Source organism: Pseudomonas viridiflava (assembly GCF_900184295.1).
GTDB lineage: Bacteria > Pseudomonadota > Gammaproteobacteria > Pseudomonadales > Pseudomonadaceae > Aquipseudomonas > Aquipseudomonas viridiflava.
On the sequence record NZ_LT855380.1, the window covers coordinates 3,964,138 to 3,984,931 of the forward strand.

20 protein-coding genes are annotated in these 20,794 nt (G+C 57.6%); 11 read left to right on the forward strand and 9 right to left on the reverse strand.

Translation table 11 applies throughout. The annotated features are described in order from the left end of the window. Positions 1-68: 68 nt before the first annotated feature. Positions 69-1,313, reverse strand: coding sequence for an urea ABC transporter substrate-binding protein (gene urtA, locus CFBP1590_RS17830; RefSeq protein WP_088235636.1), 1,245 nt, complete (start codon positions 1,311-1,313; stop codon positions 69-71). A gap of 504 nt (positions 1,314-1,817) precedes the next feature. On the opposite strand from urtA, the gene CFBP1590_RS17835 reads away from it, so the two are divergent. From CFBP1590_RS17835 to CFBP1590_RS17845, 3 genes are all read left to right on the forward strand, one after another. After that, entirely contained in the window at positions 1,818-5,219 is a 3,402-nt protein-coding gene (locus CFBP1590_RS17835) for an ATP-binding protein (protein WP_088235637.1), read from the forward strand. Then, positions 5,194-5,865, forward strand: a complete 672-nt coding sequence (locus CFBP1590_RS17840) for a response regulator (RefSeq protein ID WP_004886706.1) — start codon at positions 5,194-5,196, stop codon at positions 5,863-5,865. The genes CFBP1590_RS17835 and CFBP1590_RS17840 overlap by 26 nt, the downstream gene beginning before the upstream one ends. A 164-nt stretch (positions 5,866-6,029) precedes the next feature. Further along, positions 6,030-6,269, forward strand: coding sequence for a hypothetical protein (locus CFBP1590_RS17845; protein ID WP_025993374.1), 240 nt, complete (start codon positions 6,030-6,032; stop codon positions 6,267-6,269). 214 nt (positions 6,270-6,483) lie between these two features. Here CFBP1590_RS17845 and CFBP1590_RS17850 read toward each other — a convergent pair whose 3' ends face one another. Continuing rightward, positions 6,484-7,479: a hypothetical protein gene (locus CFBP1590_RS17850; RefSeq protein WP_088235638.1), complete on the reverse strand. Its 996-nt coding sequence runs from the start codon at positions 7,477-7,479 to the stop codon at positions 6,484-6,486. A 203-nt stretch (positions 7,480-7,682) separates the two neighbouring features. Beyond that, entirely contained in the window at positions 7,683-8,126 is a 444-nt protein-coding gene (locus CFBP1590_RS17855) for a GNAT family N-acetyltransferase (protein WP_088235639.1), read from the reverse strand. An 88-nt stretch (positions 8,127-8,214) separates the two neighbouring features. On the opposite strand from CFBP1590_RS17855, the gene CFBP1590_RS17860 reads away from it, so the two are divergent. Both CFBP1590_RS17860 and CFBP1590_RS17865 read left to right on the forward strand, forming a co-directional pair. After that, the gene (locus tag CFBP1590_RS17860; RefSeq protein WP_058431795.1) at positions 8,215-8,652 is read left to right on the forward strand and encodes a DUF3592 domain-containing protein; all 438 of its coding nucleotides are present in this window, start codon (positions 8,215-8,217) and stop codon (positions 8,650-8,652) included. A 170-nt stretch (positions 8,653-8,822) separates the two neighbouring features. Further along, the gene (locus tag CFBP1590_RS17865; protein WP_088235640.1) at positions 8,823-9,119 is read left to right on the forward strand and encodes a DUF3144 domain-containing protein; all 297 of its coding nucleotides are present in this window, start codon (positions 8,823-8,825) and stop codon (positions 9,117-9,119) included. Positions 9,120-9,167: 48 nt separating this feature from the next. Here CFBP1590_RS17865 and CFBP1590_RS17870 read toward each other — a convergent pair whose 3' ends face one another. After that, positions 9,168-9,647: a DUF6882 domain-containing protein gene (locus CFBP1590_RS17870; protein ID WP_058431796.1), complete on the reverse strand. Its 480-nt coding sequence runs from the start codon at positions 9,645-9,647 to the stop codon at positions 9,168-9,170. A 225-nt stretch (positions 9,648-9,872) separates the two neighbouring features. Between CFBP1590_RS17870 and CFBP1590_RS17875 the strand changes: the two genes are divergently transcribed. Then, complete coding sequence (locus CFBP1590_RS17875) at positions 9,873-10,814, forward strand: alpha/beta fold hydrolase (protein WP_029241607.1); 942 nt, start codon at positions 9,873-9,875, stop codon at positions 10,812-10,814. A gap of 39 nt (positions 10,815-10,853) precedes the next feature. Here the strand turns inward: CFBP1590_RS17875 and CFBP1590_RS17880 are convergent, their stop codons facing one another. Continuing rightward, entirely contained in the window at positions 10,854-12,059 is a 1,206-nt protein-coding gene (locus CFBP1590_RS17880; RefSeq protein ID WP_058431797.1) for an MFS transporter, read from the reverse strand. Between the two features lie 109 nt (positions 12,060-12,168). Here CFBP1590_RS17880 and CFBP1590_RS17885 point away from each other — a divergent pair, with 109 nt between their 5' ends. The 3 genes from CFBP1590_RS17885 (at position 12,169) to CFBP1590_RS17900 (ending at position 14,035) form a co-directional block, all read left to right on the forward strand. Then, positions 12,169-12,795: a TetR/AcrR family transcriptional regulator gene (locus CFBP1590_RS17885; RefSeq protein ID WP_029241609.1), complete on the forward strand. Its 627-nt coding sequence runs from the start codon at positions 12,169-12,171 to the stop codon at positions 12,793-12,795. Between the two features lie 534 nt (positions 12,796-13,329). Beyond that, entirely contained in the window at positions 13,330-13,527 is a 198-nt protein-coding gene (locus CFBP1590_RS17895; RefSeq protein WP_029241610.1) for a hypothetical protein, read from the forward strand. A 130-nt stretch (positions 13,528-13,657) separates the two neighbouring features. Further along, positions 13,658-14,035 carry a hypothetical protein gene (locus CFBP1590_RS17900; protein WP_163001131.1) on the forward strand — a complete coding sequence of 126 codons (378 nt, stop codon included), beginning with the start codon at positions 13,658-13,660 and terminating at the stop codon, positions 14,033-14,035. A gap of 119 nt (positions 14,036-14,154) precedes the next feature. On the opposite strand, the gene CFBP1590_RS17905 is transcribed toward CFBP1590_RS17900, so the two are convergent. Beyond that, positions 14,155-15,057 (reverse strand): LysR family transcriptional regulator, encoded by a 903-nt coding sequence (locus tag CFBP1590_RS17905; RefSeq protein WP_088235642.1) that lies wholly within the window; start codon positions 15,055-15,057, stop codon positions 14,155-14,157. Positions 15,058-15,148: 91 nt separating this feature from the next. Here CFBP1590_RS17905 and CFBP1590_RS17910 point away from each other — a divergent pair, with 91 nt between their 5' ends. Further along, positions 15,149-16,162: an NADP-dependent oxidoreductase gene (locus CFBP1590_RS17910; protein ID WP_029241613.1), complete on the forward strand. Its 1,014-nt coding sequence runs from the start codon at positions 15,149-15,151 to the stop codon at positions 16,160-16,162. Between the two features lie 60 nt (positions 16,163-16,222). Next, the gene (locus CFBP1590_RS17915) at positions 16,223-16,525 is read left to right on the forward strand and encodes a putative quinol monooxygenase (protein WP_029241614.1); all 303 of its coding nucleotides are present in this window, start codon (positions 16,223-16,225) and stop codon (positions 16,523-16,525) included. A gap of 287 nt (positions 16,526-16,812) precedes the next feature. Here the strand turns inward: CFBP1590_RS17915 and CFBP1590_RS17920 are convergent, their stop codons facing one another. The 3 genes from CFBP1590_RS17920 to CFBP1590_RS17935 all read right to left on the reverse strand — a co-directional run bounded on the left by CFBP1590_RS17920 (position 16,813) and on the right by CFBP1590_RS17935 (position 20,669). Continuing rightward, the gene (locus CFBP1590_RS17920) at positions 16,813-17,388 is read right to left on the reverse strand and encodes a nucleotidyltransferase family protein (RefSeq protein ID WP_231991741.1); all 576 of its coding nucleotides are present in this window, start codon (positions 17,386-17,388) and stop codon (positions 16,813-16,815) included. Between the two features lie 310 nt (positions 17,389-17,698). Next, a complete protein-coding gene (locus CFBP1590_RS17930; RefSeq protein ID WP_374729002.1) occupies positions 17,699-19,360 on the reverse strand; it encodes a methyl-accepting chemotaxis protein in 1,662 nt (553 codons plus the stop codon). Positions 19,361-19,457: 97 nt separating this feature from the next. Further along, positions 19,458-20,669, reverse strand: coding sequence for a multidrug effflux MFS transporter (locus CFBP1590_RS17935; protein WP_088235644.1), 1,212 nt, complete (start codon positions 20,667-20,669; stop codon positions 19,458-19,460). Between the last annotated feature and the right edge of the window lie 125 nt (positions 20,670-20,794).

Below are 20,794 nucleotides of genomic sequence, written 5' to 3' on the forward strand. Positions count from 1 at the left end.
GTCACGAGGCTGTCGGCTTGACGCTGCAGACAGCCCCGCTCCGGTACACAGCGCTCAGGCAGCCGCTGTTACTGGTAACCCTTGGGGAAAGGATTGGGCTCGATCAGGTCCGACTCGTAGATCACCTTGAACTGGCCGTCAGCCTGGACTTCGCCGATGCGGGTCTTGCTCCACAGGTGATGGTTCTCGTGAACCTTGACGTAACCTTCCGGTGCGGTTTTCAGCTCGATGCCTGGCGAAGCTGCAACCACCTTGTCGACGTCGAAACTGCCGGCTTTCTCGACGGCGGCCTTCCACAACCAGGGTCCGAGATAGGCAGCCTGGGTCACGTCACCCATCACCGAGTCCTTGCCGTACTTGGCCTTGAACGCTTCCACGAAGGCTTTGTTGTTCGGGTTGTCGAGGCTCTGGAAGTACTTCATCGAGGCATAGAAGCCCTGCATGTTTTCACCGCCGATGCCCAGCAGTTCATCCTCGGTCACCGACAGGGTCAGCAGGTTTTGTTTGGCCGAGGTCACGCCTGCGGCCTTGAGCTGTTTGTAGAACGCCACGTTGGAGCCGCCCACGACAGCGGCGAACACCACGTCGGGCTTCTTCAACTTGACCTTGTTGATCAGCGAACCGAACTGGGTGTTGCCCAGCGGGTAATAGTCTTCGCCGACCACCGTGCCGTGCAGGACATTCTCGATGTGCTTGCGGGCGATCTTCATGGAGGTGCGCGGCCAGATGTAATCCGAGCCGATCAGGTAGAAGGTCTTGGCGCCCTTCTCCTTGGCAATCCAGTCGAGGCTGGCGAGAATCTGCTGGGTGGCTTCCTGGCCGGTGTAAATCACGTTTTTCGACTGTTCCAGCCCTTCGTAGAAGGTCGGGTAGTACAACAGACCGTTTTCCTTCTCGAACACCGGCAGCACGGCCTTACGTGAGGCCGAGGTCCAGCAGCCGAACACGGCCGCCACCTTGTCGCCGACCAGAAGCTTCTTGGCTTTTTCGGCGAAGGTCGGCCAGTCCGACGCACCGTCTTCCTGAACGATCCTGATCTGTCGCCCTAGGATGCCGCCCGACGCGTTGATCTGGTCGATGGCCAGCCGCTCGGCCTGGATCGAGCCGGTCTCGGAGATCGCCATGGTGCCAGTGGCCGAGTGCAACTGGCCGACGGTCACTTCGGTGGCCGTCACGGCAAGTCCGGTGGTATTGGCTTCATCGGCCAGGGTCGCCTGGCTGAACACACTGGCGGCAATCAGCGAGAGCGCTGCCGCACCCAACGCCAGGCGTCGGGGAAAAAAGCGTATGGGGCCTGTCTGTCGTGAATCCATGTTCCCGCTCCTGTGCTGGTGAGTCGCGGCGAGGCCGGTCAGAGCCGTCGCGAGTAGGAGCAAGAATGAGCGTGACGCCGAAAACGGGGTATACGCAGCATGACGTATCGGCATACGTCATTTGACGTAGGGCGTGGCGGCAGGATCAAGGGCATGATTGCGCCTGTGCGGAGCGTCATCTTGCTGAAAGTAGACATGCGTAAGACGGCAGCGATGGGCTGCGCAGCGGCCCCTGATTACCGCTGACACAGCGCATGTGCAGGTTCTGCTGCCGATGCCTGACAGATCGCCGAAACGCCGCCTACTGGCAAACATCCTGTAACCCACTGAAGAAACGCTATTTTTCTGTGGTCCAGTGTCTGCTGCGAGACCGCGCTGCGTCGAAGACGTGGTAGGGCCTCCCACGAATGCTGCTGCCATACAGGCACAGAAGTTGCTGCCTCCCACCCACGTCGGCAACGTACAGGGATTTGCGTGAGTCATTAACCCTCAGGAATCCACTCAGTGCGCCCCTCTGGCTCTCAACGCATCATCAAAGTGCGCCGCGATTACAACCGGCTGGTCGCCGACGAGACCATGGAAGACTACGCCCTGCGTTTTACGCCCAAATCGTTTCGCAAATGGTCGGAATTCCGTATCGCCAACACCGCGGTCGGGGCCGTGTCGTTTCTGGCACTGGAGGCCATCGGCGGCGCGCTGGTGATGAGCTACGGCTTTACCAACACCTTGTGGGCGATCATTGCCATGGCGGTGGTGATTTTCCTGACCGGTCTGCCCATCAGCTATTACGCCGCGCGCTATGGCGTGGACATGGACCTGCTGACCCGCGGCGCAGGGTTCGGCTACATCGGCTCGACCATCACGTCACTGATCTACGCCAGCTTCACGTTCCTGTTCTTCGCCCTGGAAGCGGCGATCATGGCTTTGGCGCTGGAGTTGTATTTCCACATTCCGCTGGCGCTGGCGTACGTGATCTGCTCGATCATCGTCATTCCGCTGGTGGCCTACGGCATCACCCTGATCAGCCGCCTGCAGATGTGGTCGCAACCCTTGTGGCTGACCCTGCTGATCGTGCCCTACGTGTTCGTGATCTGGAAAAACCCGGACGCGCTCGCGGACCTCACCTCGTTCGCCGGTCGCGAAGGCGAAGGCGGCACCTTCAACCTGCTGCTGTTTGGCGCAGCCTTCAGCGTCGCCCTTTCGCTGGTGACGCAGATCGGGGAGCAGGTCGACTACCTGCGTTTCCTGCCGGAGAAAACCCGTCGCAACCGCAAGCGCTGGTGGGCCGCGCTGCTGATGGCCGGCCCCGGCTGGGTGATCCCCGGAGGCCTGAAGATCATGGCCGGCGCGTTTCTGGCCTTTCTCGCCCTGCAACATCAGGTGCCCATCGAACGCGCAGCCGAGCCGACACAGATGTATCTGGTGGCCTTCAACTACGTGTTCCTGTCACCGGAATGGGCGCTCGCGGCCATGGTGCTGTTCGTGATCATTTCCCAGATCAAGATCAACATGACCAACGCCTACGCCGGGTCGCTGGCCTGGTCGAACTTCTTCGCCCGCGTCACCCACAGCCACCCCGGACGTGTGATCTGGCTGGTGTTCAACGTCGCCATCGCGCTCATCCTCATGGAACTGGGCGTGTTCGACGCCATTGAAGAAGTGCTGGGCCTGTACGCCAACGTCGCCATCGCCTGGATCGGTGCGCTGGTGGCCGATCTGGTGATCAACAAACCACTGGGCCTGTCACCCAGGCACATCGAGTTCAAGCGTGCGCACCTGTACGACATCAATCCGGTGGGCGTCGGTGCGATGTTTATCGCGTCGCTGCTGTCCATCTGCGCTCACTTCGGCGCGCTGGGTGAACTGGCGAGAGCCGCGCCGCCACTGATTTCACTGACCACCGCGATGATCGCCGCGCCGCTGATCGCCTGGCTGACCAAGGGCCGCTACTACCTGGCGCGTGACAGCGACCCGCTGCTGCTCTTCCCGACAGGTCGGCAGGCGAGCCTGCAATGTGGCGTCTGCAACAACGCTTTCGAATCCCCGGACATGGCCTGGTGCCCGGCCTACGGCTCGCCGATCTGCTCGTTGTGCTGCTCGCTGGATGCCCGCTGCGGAGATCAGTGCAAGACCCGCTCGCGACTGTCCATGCAGTTCGAAGACCTGATCGGCCGCCTGCTGCCTCGCCTGCCCCGCCGCTACCTGCACACCCGCCTCATGCAGTACCTGGGTTTGCTGAGCGTGCTGGTGCTCGGCCTGTCGGGCGCGCTGGCGTTGATCTACAGCCAGGTTTCACACGGCCTCACCGACCAATCGCCACAGGCTCACCACACGCTGATGCTGGCGTTCCTCAAGGCCTTTCTGACCTGCTGCGTCTTCGCCGGTGTGCTGGCCTGGTGGGTGGTGCTGACGCGGGAGAGCCGTCGCGTGGCGCTGGAAGAGTCCGAACGCCAGACCGCTTTGCTGATGCAGGAAATCGAAGCCCACCACAAGACCGATCAGGCCTTGCAGGAAGCCAAGGAGGCGTCGGAAGCGGCCAACGCGGCGAAGAGCCGCTACGTCACCGGCCTGTCCCACGAGCTGCGCACGCCGCTGAACAGCATTCTCGGCTTCACCCAGATTCTGCAACGCGATGCCGCCACGCCAAGCAAGCATCAGGACTCACTGGCGACCATCATGCGCAGCAGTTCGCACCTGCTGTCGTTGATCGACGGCCTGCTCGACGTGGCCAAGATCGAGGCTGGCAAACTGCGTCTGGAGCCTTCGGAAATCCTCTTTCGGGAATTCCTTGATGACCTGCAGAAGATGTTCACCGGCCCGGCACGGGACAAAGGCCTGACCCTGCGCATGGAGCTGGTCGGACGCATGCCGGATGTGGTGCGCGGCGATGAAAAGCGCGTGCGCCAGATCCTGATCAACCTGCTGGGCAACGCGATCAACTTCACCGACAGCGGCGAGGTCTGCCTGCGGGTCAGCTATCGTCTGGAGACCGCGATTTTCGACGTCATCGACACCGGCATCGGCATCGCCCCGGAACAGCTGGAACGGATCTTTCAGCCGTTCGAGCGCGGCGGACTGGTGCGTCAGGACAACGGCGTCGGCCTGGGCCTCACGATTACTCGCATGCTCACCGCTTTGATGGGCGGCGCGCTGTCGGTCACCAGCCAGCCGGATGAGGGCACACGTTTTCAGGTGCGGCTGTTCCTCTCTGAAGTCCGCGTGCCCAAGGCAGTCGTCGCCGTGGACCATGACCTCATTGGCTACGAAGGGCCACGGCGGCTGATTCTGGTGGTGGACGATCACATCGAACACCGAAAGGTCATCAGCGGCATGCTCGCGCCTCTCGGTTTTGACGTCGCGCAGGCGGCCAACGGGCAGGAGGCGATCAGACAGGTTTCGCTGCTGCACCCTGACCTGATCCTGATGGACCTCTCCATGCCCGACATGGACGGCTGGGCCGCCAGCCGTCTGATCCGTCGCAACGCCCTGTCCCAGGCGCCGATCATTGTGCTGTCGGCCAACGCCAGCGGGTTCGCCGACGACAAGGAGCGCAACCTGCAGGTGTGCAACGACTACCTGCCCAAACCTGTGCACCTGCAACGACTGCTGGACCGCTTGCAACATCATCTGCAACTGACCTGGCTGCGTCGCGCGCACAACGCTCCGACACCTGCGCCCTCTCCCCGCGTACTGCCATCGCGGATGGACCTCGAAGAACTTTATGAATTGTGTGGCCTGGGCTACGTCCGGGGCATTCAGCAAAAACTCGATGCAATCGAGCGTGATGGCGCAGGCAGTAGCGGCTTCGTCGCCGAGTTGCGCACCCTGGCTTCAGGCTTTCGCCTGGATGAACTCAGCCACCAATTGAAAGAGGCGCTCCATGGACGCAATGACCCGAGCCGCTGAAAACGGCATAATCCTCATCGTCGACGACGTGCCCGACAACCTGGCACTGCTCTCCGATGCGCTGGACGAAGCGGGCTACATGGTGCTGGTCGCGCTGGACGGCCACAGCGCGCTGACCCGCATCCAGCGCCGCCGACCCGATCTGATCCTGCTCGACGCCATGATGCCCGGCATGAACGGGTTCGAGACCTGCCGCCAGATCAAGGCCCAACCTGACACGGCCAACATCCCGGTGCTGTTCATGACCGCCCTCACCGACAGCGAACATGTGGTGCAAGGCTTCGAAGCAGGCGCCATCGACTACGTGACCAAACCCATACAGTGCACTGAAGTCCTGGCACGCGTCGCTTCTCACCTGCGCACCGCACGCATCCTGCAATCGGCCCGCAACGCCTCGCAACCCGCCAGCTTCGACGACAAACCCGCCTACGGAAAACTTTCAAGCCGCTTCCAACTGACCGACCGCGAAATCGAAGTCCTGCGCTGGGTATCGTGCGGCAAGACCAACAAGGACATCGCCGACATCCTGCAACTGAGTCCACGGACGGTGAACAAGCATCTGGAGCATATTTACATCAAGCTGGGGGTCGAGACGCGGACGGCCGCGACGTCGGTGGCGTTGGGGGTGATGGCGGGCGGGGTTTAGGGTGAACCATCCTATTCCAGAGCGATTGCGGCTAAAGCGCCAACGCTCAGGACGCTTTTGAATAACGAAGTTGGTTCAGCGTTGCAGACACAATCCAACAAATAGCGCACCGTGTTGCACACAACTCCAACGCACATCGCCCAACCTTCCTGTCTGGACTTCACATGACACCCAACGCAGAACACTACAACCCCTCCACCGAATACGCCGACAAGCTGATTTCACGCATCGGCCAGACACCGTCGTGGATCGCCAAACGTATCGGGGTCACTGACAAGCGCATCAAGTACATCCTGGAAGGCGAAAGAACCGTCAAGGGTGAAACCACTCCGATTCAGATGACGTACACAGAGCAGTTTGCCCTGGAGTGCCTCGCTGCAGAGGCCAGGGCGCTGAAGAAATAGGTTTGCATGCGCGGTTGCTCTCTTCTTGCCGCCCGCCTTTCAGGGACTGGACTTGATCCAGCCCCGGACGCTATTCCATCCATCAGTCTGTTGCGTGTGTGGATGTGTAGATCACCCTGCCCGGTACGCTCGAACCGGTATCCAATTACCATGCTGCCCCCTGATACACCGCGCTTGAAATCACTGCAAAGGCCATGAAAAGCGACGTTGTGCCTCACGGAATCGCGATATTCTCGAAGGACTGTAAACCCTCCTGTGTGTTCGGGCGTATACCCAGCACTTCACCTGAAACGCGCTGCAAGACTGAATGGTCGGCCTCGATGGACGTTCCCGTACGACGATCCAGGGCTGACGTTTCCAGTGGCGGACTGAAGAGTAAAGCCTGGCGATAGCGACGAACCTCAGTGCCGACGGGATAGTGAACAGGGCCGAAGTCAGCCTCGCGATTCAATACGCCGTCCCATCCGAGCACATCACCATAAGGCCTGTTCAGCCGCATGCTCAGCCAGCGCAGTTCCATCCCCAGCATGGAGGTAGAGGTATCCTCGGCTCTTGCCTCCCAGCCATCGTTCTCCGTGGAAAACACCTTCACGGGTCCCGTCCAGACAATGCCGCCCAGCGTGCTGCCTGGCGCCAGCGTGCAACCGTACAGGCGCCACTCGGAAAAGTTGAAAGGGGCCCCGAACGGGAAGCGGAATTCGACGTCGCCCGGCGCGCACTTCCAGCCTTGCAGATCGTTGGCCGCCATTGTCTCGACCGTCGCCGAACCTTGGCCTTGCCACAGTTCAAGACTACGTACACGTAGCCCCATGACGTTGCCTGGCGTACGGTCGAAGTTCGCCTGCTTGAGGCTCCGCAGACCATAAGGCACCGGATTGCCACTCAAGTCGTTGAACGGCTCCAGATACTCCAGCCGGACCTGCGTACCCGCTGGCAGCACGAGGTCGCCCAACACCTCTTCATGTTCAAGCCGCGGATTATGTGCACGCCAGTCACGCCACTCAGTAACCTCGCTCCAGACGTAGGGCACGCTGGCAAGCGTCAGGAACAAAATCATCAAACCAAAACGCCAACGCCGCGCCAGCATGTAGCGCCTGCAACGCGGAAATAAGAAGGCCAGCAGGCAGGCAATCAGTAACCCGAGCAAGACTTGAGAGAAGATAAAAATCAGGAAACCGACCATCATGGCCAGCGGGTTGATTGGGATCATGGATACTCTGGTAAACCTCGAGGCGGGGAGGCAGACTCAATAATGCAACGGTATTTCACATGTGGGTCAAGCGAAATCGAAGGTTTGACGTAGGGCTGGCTTGTTGAAATGAATGCTCGATTCAACCACTCAAGAGTGGGGGTCGAGCCAGAGGTTCTCCGAAAGCTTGCCCCATCCGATCGCAACGAACTGTATCGAAGAACTTAACGACCAAGCTCCATGATATGGGTGGCACCCTCCTCATTCGTTCTCCTGAAACCACATTGCAAATAAAAGGCATCCCCGTCAGTTGTGTCGGTGTAAAGCCGCACGATACGAAAGTATCCAGCGGCATGCTCAACAAGCCTTTCAACCAACACTCGTCCGACGTTTTGCCTCCTTGCTACGGGTGAAACATAGAGCCTTCGGAGCCTGCCCACGCCGTTCTGCATGTAAGGATCAACTGAAACGCCTCCAATGCCGATAAGGCAACCGTCCAGCGAGGCGGCCATGAGGCATTCGCCTGGCGCGTCAAAACGATTGGCGCCACTGCCCCACTCGACAATCAAGCGTGTCAGAAATCTGAAGCCCTCCTCGGCTGCCTGCATCTCCAACATGTGGATTTGCGACGGGAGTTGCGTGATCTGTTGAATCTCGAGCGGCTTCATTGATGGGGCCTCCGCCCTGGATCTCGTTGACAGGTTTCGGAGACCTCATTGTAATACCCACCGTTAAGGATGAAGCAAGGGACCTGCCATGACCTCCACACCCCCTTCCAACCAAAGCACTCTGCTCAGGGCGCTGATTTTCATACCGCTGGGTCTTTGCCTGCTTTTCATCGCCCTATGGCTGGGCCAGGACCGGCTTGGCTTTCTGGCCCAAGCGCAACGCGCCGAAGGTCATGTCAGCGCTCTGAACTCGGGCGGCAGCCACCCGCAAATCGAGTTCACCGACGCCACTGGAAGGGTGATCAGCTATCCCGAAAGCGGGCTTATATTCGGCTATGAGGCGGGAGATTCAGTGACCGTACGCTACCGCCCCGAAAATCCGTCCGGTACTGCAATCATTGAAGATCGCGGCGCGTTATGGGGCGCGACCCTGTTAACAGGGTTGTTCGCTATTGTATTCACCGCAGGCGGCGGCTATCACTCGGCTGCATGGATCCGCCGACGCAGCACGGCACGACCCTCATAGGCATTCAGATGAAATTACATGACCTATAAGTGTCGGCGGCGGGCGATACAGCAGTGTCGGCTACCGCGCCTGACAAACCAACTTATGGCACTGTGTACCCCGTTTCGGGCACGCATCAAACGCTGCATCACACCACTGAATGATCGAACATCGCAGACAGGCAACTATCCATGACGCAGAAAACCGACCAAGTATTTTATGACCGGGCTGATGCTCATATCAGTCTGGCAAACCAGCAGATCGACAAGCCCGAAGACCTCGGCAAGGTAAGCGCTTCGATGACCTTCGGCGCTACGCGATTCAATGCATGGGTGACTTCACGCAGCTTTAAATCCGGAACTGAAATGGCCGAAGCGCGGGAGGAAATCGTCAAGTACTTCTGTGAGCAGTATCGAATGATGCTTGAGGACAATCTTGACGAGCATATCCAGAATTTTGACCGCTACAAGGTCGACAGTAAGGACTGATGGACAGGGGCCGTAGCGAAGCGGCACTGCATGCCTTGCCGCAATCGGTCAGTGGCTGATATGCCTCAAGTGAGTGATGGCCAGAAAGATAACGGGGCCGTCAGATGACGTTGGCGCTCGATAGCAACCCAGTGCGTTCAAATGGTGAACCGCGACGGCAGCCAGCTCCCAGGCCATGGACTCATCTTCCAACTGGATGGCCTGTTCTGCACCAAAACACTCAGCGCCAGAGATGGCTTGCAGTTGCTTCAGCGGCAGGGCTTTTTCACGAAGTGCGGTGAGCACCGTTGGATTACTCCAGGCCCACAGCCAACTGCCGTGCCTGGGTGAAAAAGAGCCTATGTTGATGATCTGCCCTTCAACCGCCAGCCGGTCGTTTTCATCGAAAAACTGGACCGTAGCAGCCTCCTGATCCAGCCACCAGCGAGCCATGTTACCCAGCCCATAATCATGACTGAGCTGCTCCTGCTTGGCCATCAGGTCTGCCATGGCTGTCTCCAGCAGATGTTCAAACGTCTGCTCCAGCATCAGTTCTTCCTTGCCTATTCAGTGGACTTTTTCAGTGTAAGGCCTTGCTGTGGCTTTCGAAAAGCCAGGACTCTTTGCGTAGAGCACGCTCGGGGGCATCTCCGCCCTCTTGAGCTAGCCCTGATGGAATCCATGACGATCAGTAACCAATAAATTGTATTTGACAGGTTACATGCCTAGTCGTAACCTAAAAACTCAACTTTAATGGTTACACAGGAAGCCGTCATGACCTCTCCCAAATCGATCGCAGCAGCCGGACTCGCCGCGTCCCTGCTTGCTGGCGGTGCCCATTCCGCCGAATCGAGCCACTCGGTTCATTACCGCTACGAACAGGTTGGTAATGTGAAGGTGTTCTACCGTGAAGCAGGCAACCCCAGCGCGCCCACGGTTCTGTTGCTCCACGGCTTCGCGGGTTCATCGTTCATGTTCCGCGACCTGATTCCAGAACTGGCCGATCATTACCACGTGATTGCGCCGGATCTGCCAGCGTTTGGCTTCACCGAAGCGCCAGCGAAAAACGAGTACAGCTACACTTTCAGCCAACTGGCGAAGACCATCGGCCAGTTCACTGAACAGCTGAAGCTCGATAAATACGCATTGATGGTGCATGACTATGGCGCCCCGGTCGGCTGGCGTCTGGCTGTTGCTCACCCTGAGCGAGTGACCGCCATCATTTCCCAAAACGGCAACGCCTATGAGGAAGGACTGGGCGATAGTTGGGCGCCGATCCAGAAGTACTGGCACGAACCAACGCAAAAGAACCGGGAAGCCTTGCATGACTTCCCGACACCAGCATCGATCAAGTGGCAATACCTCGAAGGGGTCGCTGACAAGAGTTTAGTATCGCCGGACGGCTACACGCTGGAAGGACTCCAGATATCGAAGCCGGGTAATGCCGATATTCAGCTCGACCTGGTACTGGATTACGCCTCGAACGTTGCGATGTACCCGACCTTTCAGGATTACTTCCGCAAGTATCAGCCGCCTTTGCTGGCGGTCTGGGGAAAGAACGATCCGTTCTTCCTTCCCGCCGGAGCGGAGGCCTGGAAGCGTGATATTCCCAAGGCAGACATTCGCTTCTATGACACCGGACACTTCGCCCTTGAAACCCACGGCAAGGAAATCATTCCTGTGATTCGGGAGTTTCTGGACAAGAACGTTCGGTAATAGGGAAGCTATGGCAGGCAGCGCAATGCTGCCTGCACATCAGTGGCCAGCCACCACTTGACCGGACTGCCTGACACCTTGGGTGAAGCCATGCACTCGCGCTCGCGAGGTTATGACCAGACCACCCAGCAGCAACACCAACAGGACCCAGGGAAATGATCCTGCGCCCCATTGGTCGAGCAACACGCCACCCACTATTCCCCCGCCTGCAATAGCGCTGTTCCAGACGACCACATTCATCGACAGCGCAACGTCAGCGCCCTCCGCTGCCGAGTCGGCCAGAGCTGTTTGCAGCAGCGTCGCCGCGCCGCCAAACGTCAGGCCCCAGATGAAAACCCCTACGTAAATAGCCAAGGCAGAGCCCGGAAACAAACCGAAGAAAATCGACACTGCAGCGAAGGTCGCGAGACTGGCCAATACGGTCGTTCGCAGGTGACGATCAACCAGACGCCCCGTCACCCAGATGCCCAGCAGCGCAGCAATACCAAATACTAACAGCACCACATCGACGTCTTTTGCCAATCCGGCCTCGGAAACAAAAGGAGCGACGTAGGTGTAAAGAATGTTGTGCGCCAGCATCCAGGTGAAAACGACGCCCAGCACAGAGCGCACGCCCGGTGTGAAAAAGACCTGACGCAATGCCATTCGCTCAGAGGAAGACTGACCCGGATAGTCCGGCACCTTGATCAGCACCCAAGCGATCAAGACCAGCGTCATGCCTGACATCAACCCGAACGCCATGCGCCAGCCCATGAAGCCACCCAGCCAGGTTCCCAACGGCACCCCGAGCGACAACGCGATGGGTGTTCCCACCATCGCTATCGCCATGGCCCGGCCCTGCAATTGAGGCACCACCATGCGTCGTGCATAGCCCGCAATAAGGCTCCAGGCCAGGCCCGCAGAGGCGCCCGCGAAAAACCTTGCGACCAGCGTCAGCCAGTAGTTCGAGGACAGCGCCGTGACGGAATTGAATATCAGAAAGCCGAGAATCGGCAGCAGCAACACCGTTCTGCGACGCCAGCTTTGCGTGGCGATGGTCAGCGGTATCGCCGCCAGCAACGATCCGAGTGCGTAAACCGTCACCATCTGCCCCGCAAACGACGGCGAGACGCCCAACCCACTGCCGATCTCAGGCAGTAATCCGGCAGGCAAAGTCTCGGTCACGATGCAGATGAAACCTGTCATCGCCAAGGCCAGTAATGCTCCCAACGGAAGTTTTCCGCCCTGCTGCTCATCTGTCGCCATGTCATCCTCCGAGTAATATACTGATCGGTATAAATATAGGGAGAAGCATCCAGGTGGTCAACGACTTATGTATCAATTAGTATCTAAGTCCCTTTGGTGGAGATCCGACATGGCACAAATGGGCCGCCCGCGTACGTTCGACCGAGACGCGGCAATCACTCAGGCAATGCATTTATTCTGGGAACACGGCTACGACGCTACCTCCCTAAGCCAGCTCAAGGCGAGCATCGGTGGCGGCATCACCGCGCCCAGCTTTTACGCCGCGTTCGGCTCGAAACAGGCCTTGTTCACCGAGGTGATGGAGCGATACCTCACCACCCACGGTCGGGTTACCGACAGCCTGTTTGATCAGACTTTGCCACCCAGAGAAGCAATCGAATTCACCCTTCGCCGCTCCGCAAAAATGCAATGCGAGCCCGATCATCCAAAGGGGTGTCTGGTGTCGCTCGGCTTGATGAGCGCTTGCTCGGAAGAGAGCAAGACCATCTCCGCCCCCCTCGCACGGGCGAGAGACATGAACCGTGCAGCCTTGGTTGCCTGTGTCGAACGCGCTATCCAAGCGGGGGAATTGCCGAGAACAGTGATGCCGGAGACACTTGCTGCCGTGTTCGACAGTTTCATGCTGGGCTTGTCGACACTGGCGCGCGACGGTGTTTCGCATGACACGCTGGATGCTGCAGTCACTCAAATAATGGGGCTGTGGGATAGCCTGAGCGCCAATGCCCATGACCAATGATCAACAAGCGCTGGCCGTAAGTGTGCTAAATCCCGTTCCAGGGTTGTCTTCCGGTGTGTAGAAGTTGAAGGTGATGAATGTGCGGGAAGAGGCTGAGCGACGAATCGATTGGGACCTAAATGAAAAAAGCAGCATTGGCACTTTCATCGATCATGCTGGCAGCCTGCATGCCGTACAGCTCAGTGACCTCGCCAGATCCAGACATGCGTCTGGATGGAGATGAGCCTGAAGGTTATCCACGGACGTTCGTTGTTCACTACAAAGGCAGTTGCTACCGGGCCACCGAGTCATGGTCCAGGGAAACAGAAGCAATCAGAGGTCATACTCTATGGATCAAGCGGCAGACTCGAGAGGGTGTTGCCTGTCCATAGCCTCGCAGTAAAGGCTGACCTCGCGCCCAGGAGCAGGCCGCGCTTATGAAGCGTACTGATGCCCTCGAACTCAACCTTTTGGTCTGTCCTCAACTTCATGTTCTGGTGTGTGATGTAATCGCGCCGAGACGGATGAAGCAACGCGCCGGAGTAAGGTCAATCAATGCCAAAGAAATCTCAAACCAAAGCAGCGACTGCTGCTGATATCGAGCACTCCATCCAGGCGCTGAACACGATGGCTGAACGCCTGTGGGGCGATGGCCGGGAGGCTGAGGCAAAAGCCCTGCTCGACGCCCTGGATGCCTTGAACCGAGCGCTCGATAGAATCAGGATCGGGGAAAGCCGCAGGGTCCTTCATTGATCCGCCAGCCTGCGTATGTCTTGTACCAACAAGCGACTGGCACTCAATCACACCGTCAAAACCATTCCATGATTCGATGGACACGAGCCTGATAATGCCCCGAACATCGATGCTCAAGGCAGCGTAAATGATGAATCGTCATGCGACACGCAGCGTGTTGTTTTTCTTGCCCCTCTTCTTGCTGTGCGAATCTGCACAGGCATCAACGTGGCAAATTTGCAGTATGGAACTTCGCATCACCGATGAATTGAAAAAGCCTTATCCGACATTACAGGCACAGGTATTAAAGGCACGTACGACATCGCCCGCTGTAGAGTGCCCGATGGAAGGAACCATCCTCACGTTTACGCCAGAAACCAGGGACTACCAGAACGAGCTGCCGCGTCGGCAGTGGCCCAAAAAAGGGCAGTCTGTGCGCGTCGACTACCGGTATCTGGATGGTGTGTGCAAAGGCGACGGTCAAAGCCATTCATGCCGCATCAAGCACTACCCAATGGTTGGGCCTTGAATATCAGGGGGAAGTATTGATCGTCTTTGATGCAAAGCCGTGGTGTACGGCCGGCCAAGTCATTTGTCCAACCCCGCAAGTGCCAGCGTCGCACTCGAAGACTAACGACGTGCGGTAGCTCATTGCGTTTCGATCAGCACATCCAGGAAAGCACGCACAGCCGGATTAGTGCGGCGACTCGCTGGCCATAAGGCCGTGATGTTGTGCCGGTCTATCGCAAAGTCGGACAGAATCGGGATTAACTCTTTGCGTTTCACCCAAGGAGCAGCCATAAAGCTGGCTGCCATTCCAATGCCTGCGCCGGCTGCAATTGCCACTATAACTGCTTCACTGGCATCAACGATCAATGACGATGAGGGCAATATCTCAATCTCCTTATCCCCGATTCGAATCGGCCAGCGAAACACTTGCCCCGTGCTTTGATAACGCAAACTTACCGTTTCGTGCGCCACCAGTTCATCCGGATGCCCAGGGGTTCCGCACCTCGCTAAATAATCTGGCGAGGCGTAGCAGGAGAGCTTGTATGGCGAGAGTCGGCGGGAAAGGAGGGATGAATCCGCAAGGTCACCGATACGGATCGCAAGATCAACCCCCTCCTCAACCAGGCCCACGAAGTGATCGCTCAGCCGCAAGTCAACTATCACCTTAGGGTGACGTTCGCGAAACTGTGTAATAGCCGGGACGATCATGTGCAAACCGATAGGGAGTGATGTCACGATACATAGTGTTCCTGATGGTTCGGAACGTGCCGACTTTGCGACCTGTTCGATCTCCTCTGCATGACGCAGCAGCTGTAGCGCACGCTCATGCAGGTCTCGGCCTTCCGCTGTTAGCGTCAAGGAACGTGTCGTACGCGTGAAGAGAGATACGCCGAAATGACGCTCCAACCGCTGCACGCTTTTGCTTATCGCGGACGGAGAGACCGCTAACGAGCGAGCTGCGGCGGTGTAGCTACCTAGAGAACCAGCGCGGGCGAACGCGATTAAGCCTGTCAGGCTTTCGAGACCAATTTGTGCCTTCATGGCAACATTAAAGCGAATCAGAGCCCTATTATCAACCTCGCCGGATCATCATAACCTCTGTCATCCAAGTGATTCTCTGAACGAGATTATGATGATCGACATGATGAAAGCGGTGCAATTACACGAATTCGGCGGCCCCGAAGTCTTGCGCTATGAAGATGTTATTCGGCCCTCAGCGGGGCCCGGTGAAGTCTTGGTTCGCATAAACGCAGCAAGTCTCAACCCGCCAGATCTCTACCTGCGAGATGGCTTTCGGTCGCTGCCGCCTGAATGGCAGCCGGATCCAACCTTCCCGCTGATCCTCGGCACTGATATATCGGGCGTTGTTGCAGCGATTGGCAACGAGGTGTCCGGGCTAAGCGTGGGTGATGAAGTCTACGCAATGGTGCGTTTCCCGGCAGACCTGATGAAGGGCAGTGGCGCCTATGCTGAATACGTCCGCGTCGCCGTATCCGAACTGGCCTTGAAACCCGATGGTATAGATCATGTACAGGCAGCCGGTGCGCCAATGTCTCTGCTCACTGCCTGGCAGTTTTTGATTAACCCTGGTCATGACTCGCCGAACCCATTCCAATCGTTCCGACATACACCTGTCTCACTGGAAGGCAAAACGGTTTTGGTTAATGGCGCTGGAGGTGGGGTTGGGCACTTGGCAGTGCAAATTGCCAAATGGAAAGGCGCGCGCGTAATAGCAGTCGCCTCAGGGAAGCATGAAAGACTTGTTCGCGACCTGGGAGCCGATGAGTTCATCGACTACACCAACGTCGCGGCCGAAACAGTCGCAAGTGATGTTGATGTCGTCATTGACGCTGTCGGCGGCCGGAATATGGAACGCTTTCTGAGCGTTATCAAACAGGGAGGCTCGCTCTTCCTGGTCAACCCTCTAGGCTTCTCGGGACATGATCAAGCAGCTAATTCAGGGGTCACTGTTTCCTCGACACAGGTGCACTCCAATGGTGCCCAATTAGCAGAGGCCGGGCGCTTGCTCGACGACGGTAGCATTCGTGTCGTGATTGACAGCACATTCCCATTGGCCGAAGCCTCGGCTGCCCACCTGCGAGCGTCACTGGGCAGCATTCAGGGTAAGGTCGTGCTTGTCATCTGAGTAACCGATGCCCCGACCAAATACTCTCTGCAGGGTTGGGGCCGTCGCTGAAGGAACCACATGCTAATAATTACGGGTAACCTCTACGTCGCTCCAACTGATCTGTCCCAATTTCTGGCTGATTTTCATGTTCTTTCCCTCGCCACGCGGCAGCGTGAGGGAAATATCTCTTATGACGCGGGGATAGATGATCAGCGGGCCGGACGTTTGATCTTATTGGAACGTTGGACTGACCAACGCGCACTCAGCGCACACCTTGGTTCCGTCGATACTGCTCAGTTCATCAGAAAATGGCAGGGGCGGATGCACGGTGATATTAGAAAGTACGAGGTATTCAACGAGAGAGAGCTTATGCAAGCGTAAGAGAATCAGTACGTGGCAGGCGTGTTCTTGCATACGCTCGCAACACGATTGCAGTGCGGGTATTAACGTTAGTGTCCGGAGAAGTCATGCTCTCGAACCAAGCATTAAAGACGGTGGTGTTCACTTGAACACTCATGGATAACATCGCTTCTGTCGCTAAGATAGCGAGGTGCAACGACCTGAACGCCAGTTTGTTTGAGAACGAATAGGTGACGTGGCCGAACGGTTACGCAACCGTGTGCTATCCGATTGGGACTGAGTGTTTGCCTACTGAAATACAACACCTCTCATGACAAATCGGCTTCCATAATCCGAAGAAAAGGCCAGCGGGTTTGGTAACTCTTCGCCTTCTGATCGAACAGGTCGGGATGGGCATTGCCGGGATTGATCCTGAGAAGCCCCTGCCCCACATCGTCCAGACCAAAAGGTGCGTAAACGTCGCCCGTTTCGACATCCAGCCCGATACAGGTGCCTGCAATGAGGTAGCGATCAATACCGTCCCGGGTCGACTGGAGTTGAGGACAATCCCTGCCAAACCGCTGGTGATACCAAAGATGGACGCGTGCCTGATTCTTGATGTCGACATTGACGCCCAGATCATGAAAGAGATGTTTAGCTGAGGTGATGACCTCGTTTTCCGCCTCCCAGGACAGTTCGGTATCGAAGTAGAAAACGTCGTAGTCCTTTACCCCCCAGTCTGGCGGCAACTGCGCCTGATGATTCCAGACAGCCTGGAACAGACAGCCCGCAGTGAGCATGCACTGACTCAAGCCAAGTGAAGGCAAACGGGACATGATTTCCGAATTTGCGGAATTGGTCATTGCTATTCTGACCAGCTCTTCGGCACTCAATATCGTATCCATCCGTGGCTCCTCGATACCGTCTGGGGCACTTGCCAGGCAAATGACGCTTTGTCTACCAAGCTTTGAGCAACGCCACTACCATCGATACTACCCCATGATTGTTTCTGGGTGACGCATGCGGCCGCGGCTCCGTATGTCCCCTATCCGAACCTGAGTAGTCGAAAAAGTCGCCGACTTCCGCAAGGCGCGTCGCACATTCGACAGCCAGGAGGGCAAAAAACCCTCATGGCAAATTCCCACTCCTGTTCCAGAAAATCTCTAAGACTCAATCAGACCGGGCGTCCATACAACCAACCCCGCGAAATAATGATCACACCACGAACCGGTTCACCAACTGATTAAGATTAACCGCCAGTTTCGACATTTCACCACAAGCGCTGGCCGTCTGGCTGGCGCCTGCGGCGCTCTGGGTGGCGAGTTCGCGGATGCTGACCAGGTTGCGGTCAACTTCGCGGGCGACATGGGACTGCTCTTCGGAGGCTGTTGCGATCATGAGGTTGCGCTCGTTGATCTGAACAATGGCCTTGGCGATCTGGTCCAGCGAAGTACTGGCTTCCTGAGCGACGCCCAGCGATTCGGTCGCCAGATCCTTGCTTGTGTTCATCGCTTTCACTGCCAGATCGGAATCGGTCTGAATCGCCGCGATCATCTGTTCGATTTCCTGTGTCGACACCTGGGTGCGATGGGCCAGCGCTCTTACTTCATCCGCTACCACCGCAAACCCACGCCCCTGCTCGCCTGCACGGGCGGCTTCGATGGCAGCGTTCAATGCCAACAGGTTGGTCTGCTCGGCAATCGCTCGAATCACCTCGACCACCTTGGAAATGCTCTGGGCACGATTCGACAGGCCTTGAATCTGTTCACTGGTGTTTTCAACGTTACCGTTCAGCTTTTGAATCGACTTCAATGTCTGAGCCACTCGAGCCGAGCCTTCTTCGGTATAACCCTGGGTGCGTTTCGACTCTTCGGAAGCGGATTCGGCGTTACGAGCGACCTCGTCCACCGCCGCGCTCATTTCGGTGACTGCCGTTGCGGCCTGATTGACCTCGTCATTCTGGGCAACAAGACCACGACTGGATTCTTCGGTAACCGCTGTCATCTCTTCCGAGGCGGACGCCAGTTGGTTGGATGAATCGGATATCTGCATGATCGTGGTGCGAAGGTTTGCCTGCATCTGCGCCAGTGCTTTCAATAGTCGCCCGGCTTCATCAGTCCCGCTGACCAGCACTTCCTTGGAGAGGTCACTGGCTGCGATGCGCTCTGCGACGGACAAGGCATCGTTGATGGGTGAAGTAATACTTCTCGTCAGCAGGAGTGCAAAACTAATCGTCAGGATAACGACAGCCGTGATGAGTCCTACAACAAGCCAGAACCCATTCTCATAAAGATCAGTGGCGGTTTGCCCGGCCTGAGCGGCGCCTTCGTTGTTGTAGTTGGTGAGGTCTTTGATCTGATCTTCCATCGCGTTCGTGAGCGGGCGAATGCCGGTACTGACCAACTTGACCGCTGCCGGGATATCACCCTGTTTCATCAAAGGTTCGAGAAGCTCCAATTGCTTGGAGTAGGCATCGGCACTGGTTTTTACCGGTGTATAAACCGACCGCTCCTTTTCGTCTGCAATGAGTGGCTCATAATTTGTCACCGCATCATTGAACGCCTTGCGGTAGCCAGGGAAGCTCTCGATGGTCTTTTGAATGGATTGAGGATCAGCAAGACCACGCTGGGTTTCAAGCCTCAGGCGAAGGACCGTAGCATTCATCAAGGCCGTCTGTCGGATACTGGCCATCCAGTTGAGTTCGACGTCTTTTTCAGCGTCCCTCAGCTTGCCCATTTGCACCACGGCGAATGCGCCCAGCACGAACACCAGAGCGATGATCAGTGCGAAAAACAGGGCAGCTCGGGGAGCTACGTTGAGATTTCTTAAGCGCATGCTAGATTCCTGTCTTCCGTCGAATGAATGACACATCATCATGCTATCGACTCAACGCTGGAAACTTTAGGCAGGCTTGACGGAAGGCCATGACCTAGAGCCACTGCATGCGTCTTCAACTATTACGATTAGCCGCCGTTCAAGTTGTCTGCTTTGTATTTGCGCCGCTCACCACAAACACCCCCAACGCCACACCACACACCACCACCTGAATCCCGCCCAGTGTGGTCACGGCCGGATAGGTCAGTGCCGATCCCAGCCACGTGGTAACCGCCGCGCAGCCCATGGTCAGAAAGCCCAGCAGCGCTGAGGCGAGCCCTGCCTGTGCGCCGTAAGGTCCCATGGTGATGGCAGTGCCCAGCGGATTGGCAAGGCCCATGCCCCACAGAAAGATAACCATCGACAAGGTGTAGGTGCCCAGGCTCGGGTTCACCGGCCCCAGCAACAGCAACAGTCCGCCGAACAGTGCAATGGCGAAGCCTGTCGCGGTGACGTTCCGAATGCCGAATCGGTGGGCCAGCCTGGGAGCTGCGATGCCTGCGGTGAAGACCACGAAGACGGTGGCAGCGAAGTAGAACCCTGCCTCCAGAGACGTCAGCCCTATCCCGATCATCAAAATCGCTGGTGCAGCGCCGAAAGAGGCAAACAGCCCGCTCATCAACAGGCTCACCGACAGACCAGGCAAGATGAATCGACGGTCCCGCATCAGCTGGCCGTAGGCGACGAACACTTCAGGCACCGAGCGCGAAACGCGGCTGGAGGCTGGCAGCGTTTCGCCCAGCGTACGGCTGTAAATCAGCGCGACCGACAGCGCGGCAATTGCGACGATGACAAAGATCGCGCGCCATCCCAGCGCGGTCGTCAGCACGCTACCCAGCAATGGCGAGAAGCCAGGCGCTGCGGCGGTCGCAACCATGATCAGCGACATCGCTCGCGCCAGTGCTTCGCCTTGAAACAGGTCCCGCGCAATAGCTCGGGCCAGTACTGCGGCTGCGCATATCCCCAGTGCCTGGATCACGCGTCCGACGATCAGTATCTCGAACGACTGGGCGAAGCCGCACACTGCCGTGCCGATCACGAAGACCGACAGACCGCCCAGCACCAGCTTCTTTCGTCCGTAGCGATCCGCCAACGGGCCGACGACCAGTTGGGCCAGAGCGAAGGTGATGAAGAAGCTGGAAAACGTCAGCCCCAGTTCGCGTGACGACACGCCCAGTTGGGCTGCCATCTCGGGAAAGGCAGGCAGGATGATATTGGTGGACAGGATGCTGAGGGCCGAGAGGCCCGCCAGCAGTGCAATCACCTTGCCTGTGGGTGCCACGTTCACATCGTTATCCGTCACGTTGTTCATTGATGGCTCTCTTGGTTAAAACTGACTTGCTACGCTGAATAATGCGATCTGTGTGGGAGGCGCCACGACCTCTTCGACGTAGCGCTGTCGCGCAGCAAACTAGGTGGGAGCGGACTTGTCCGCGA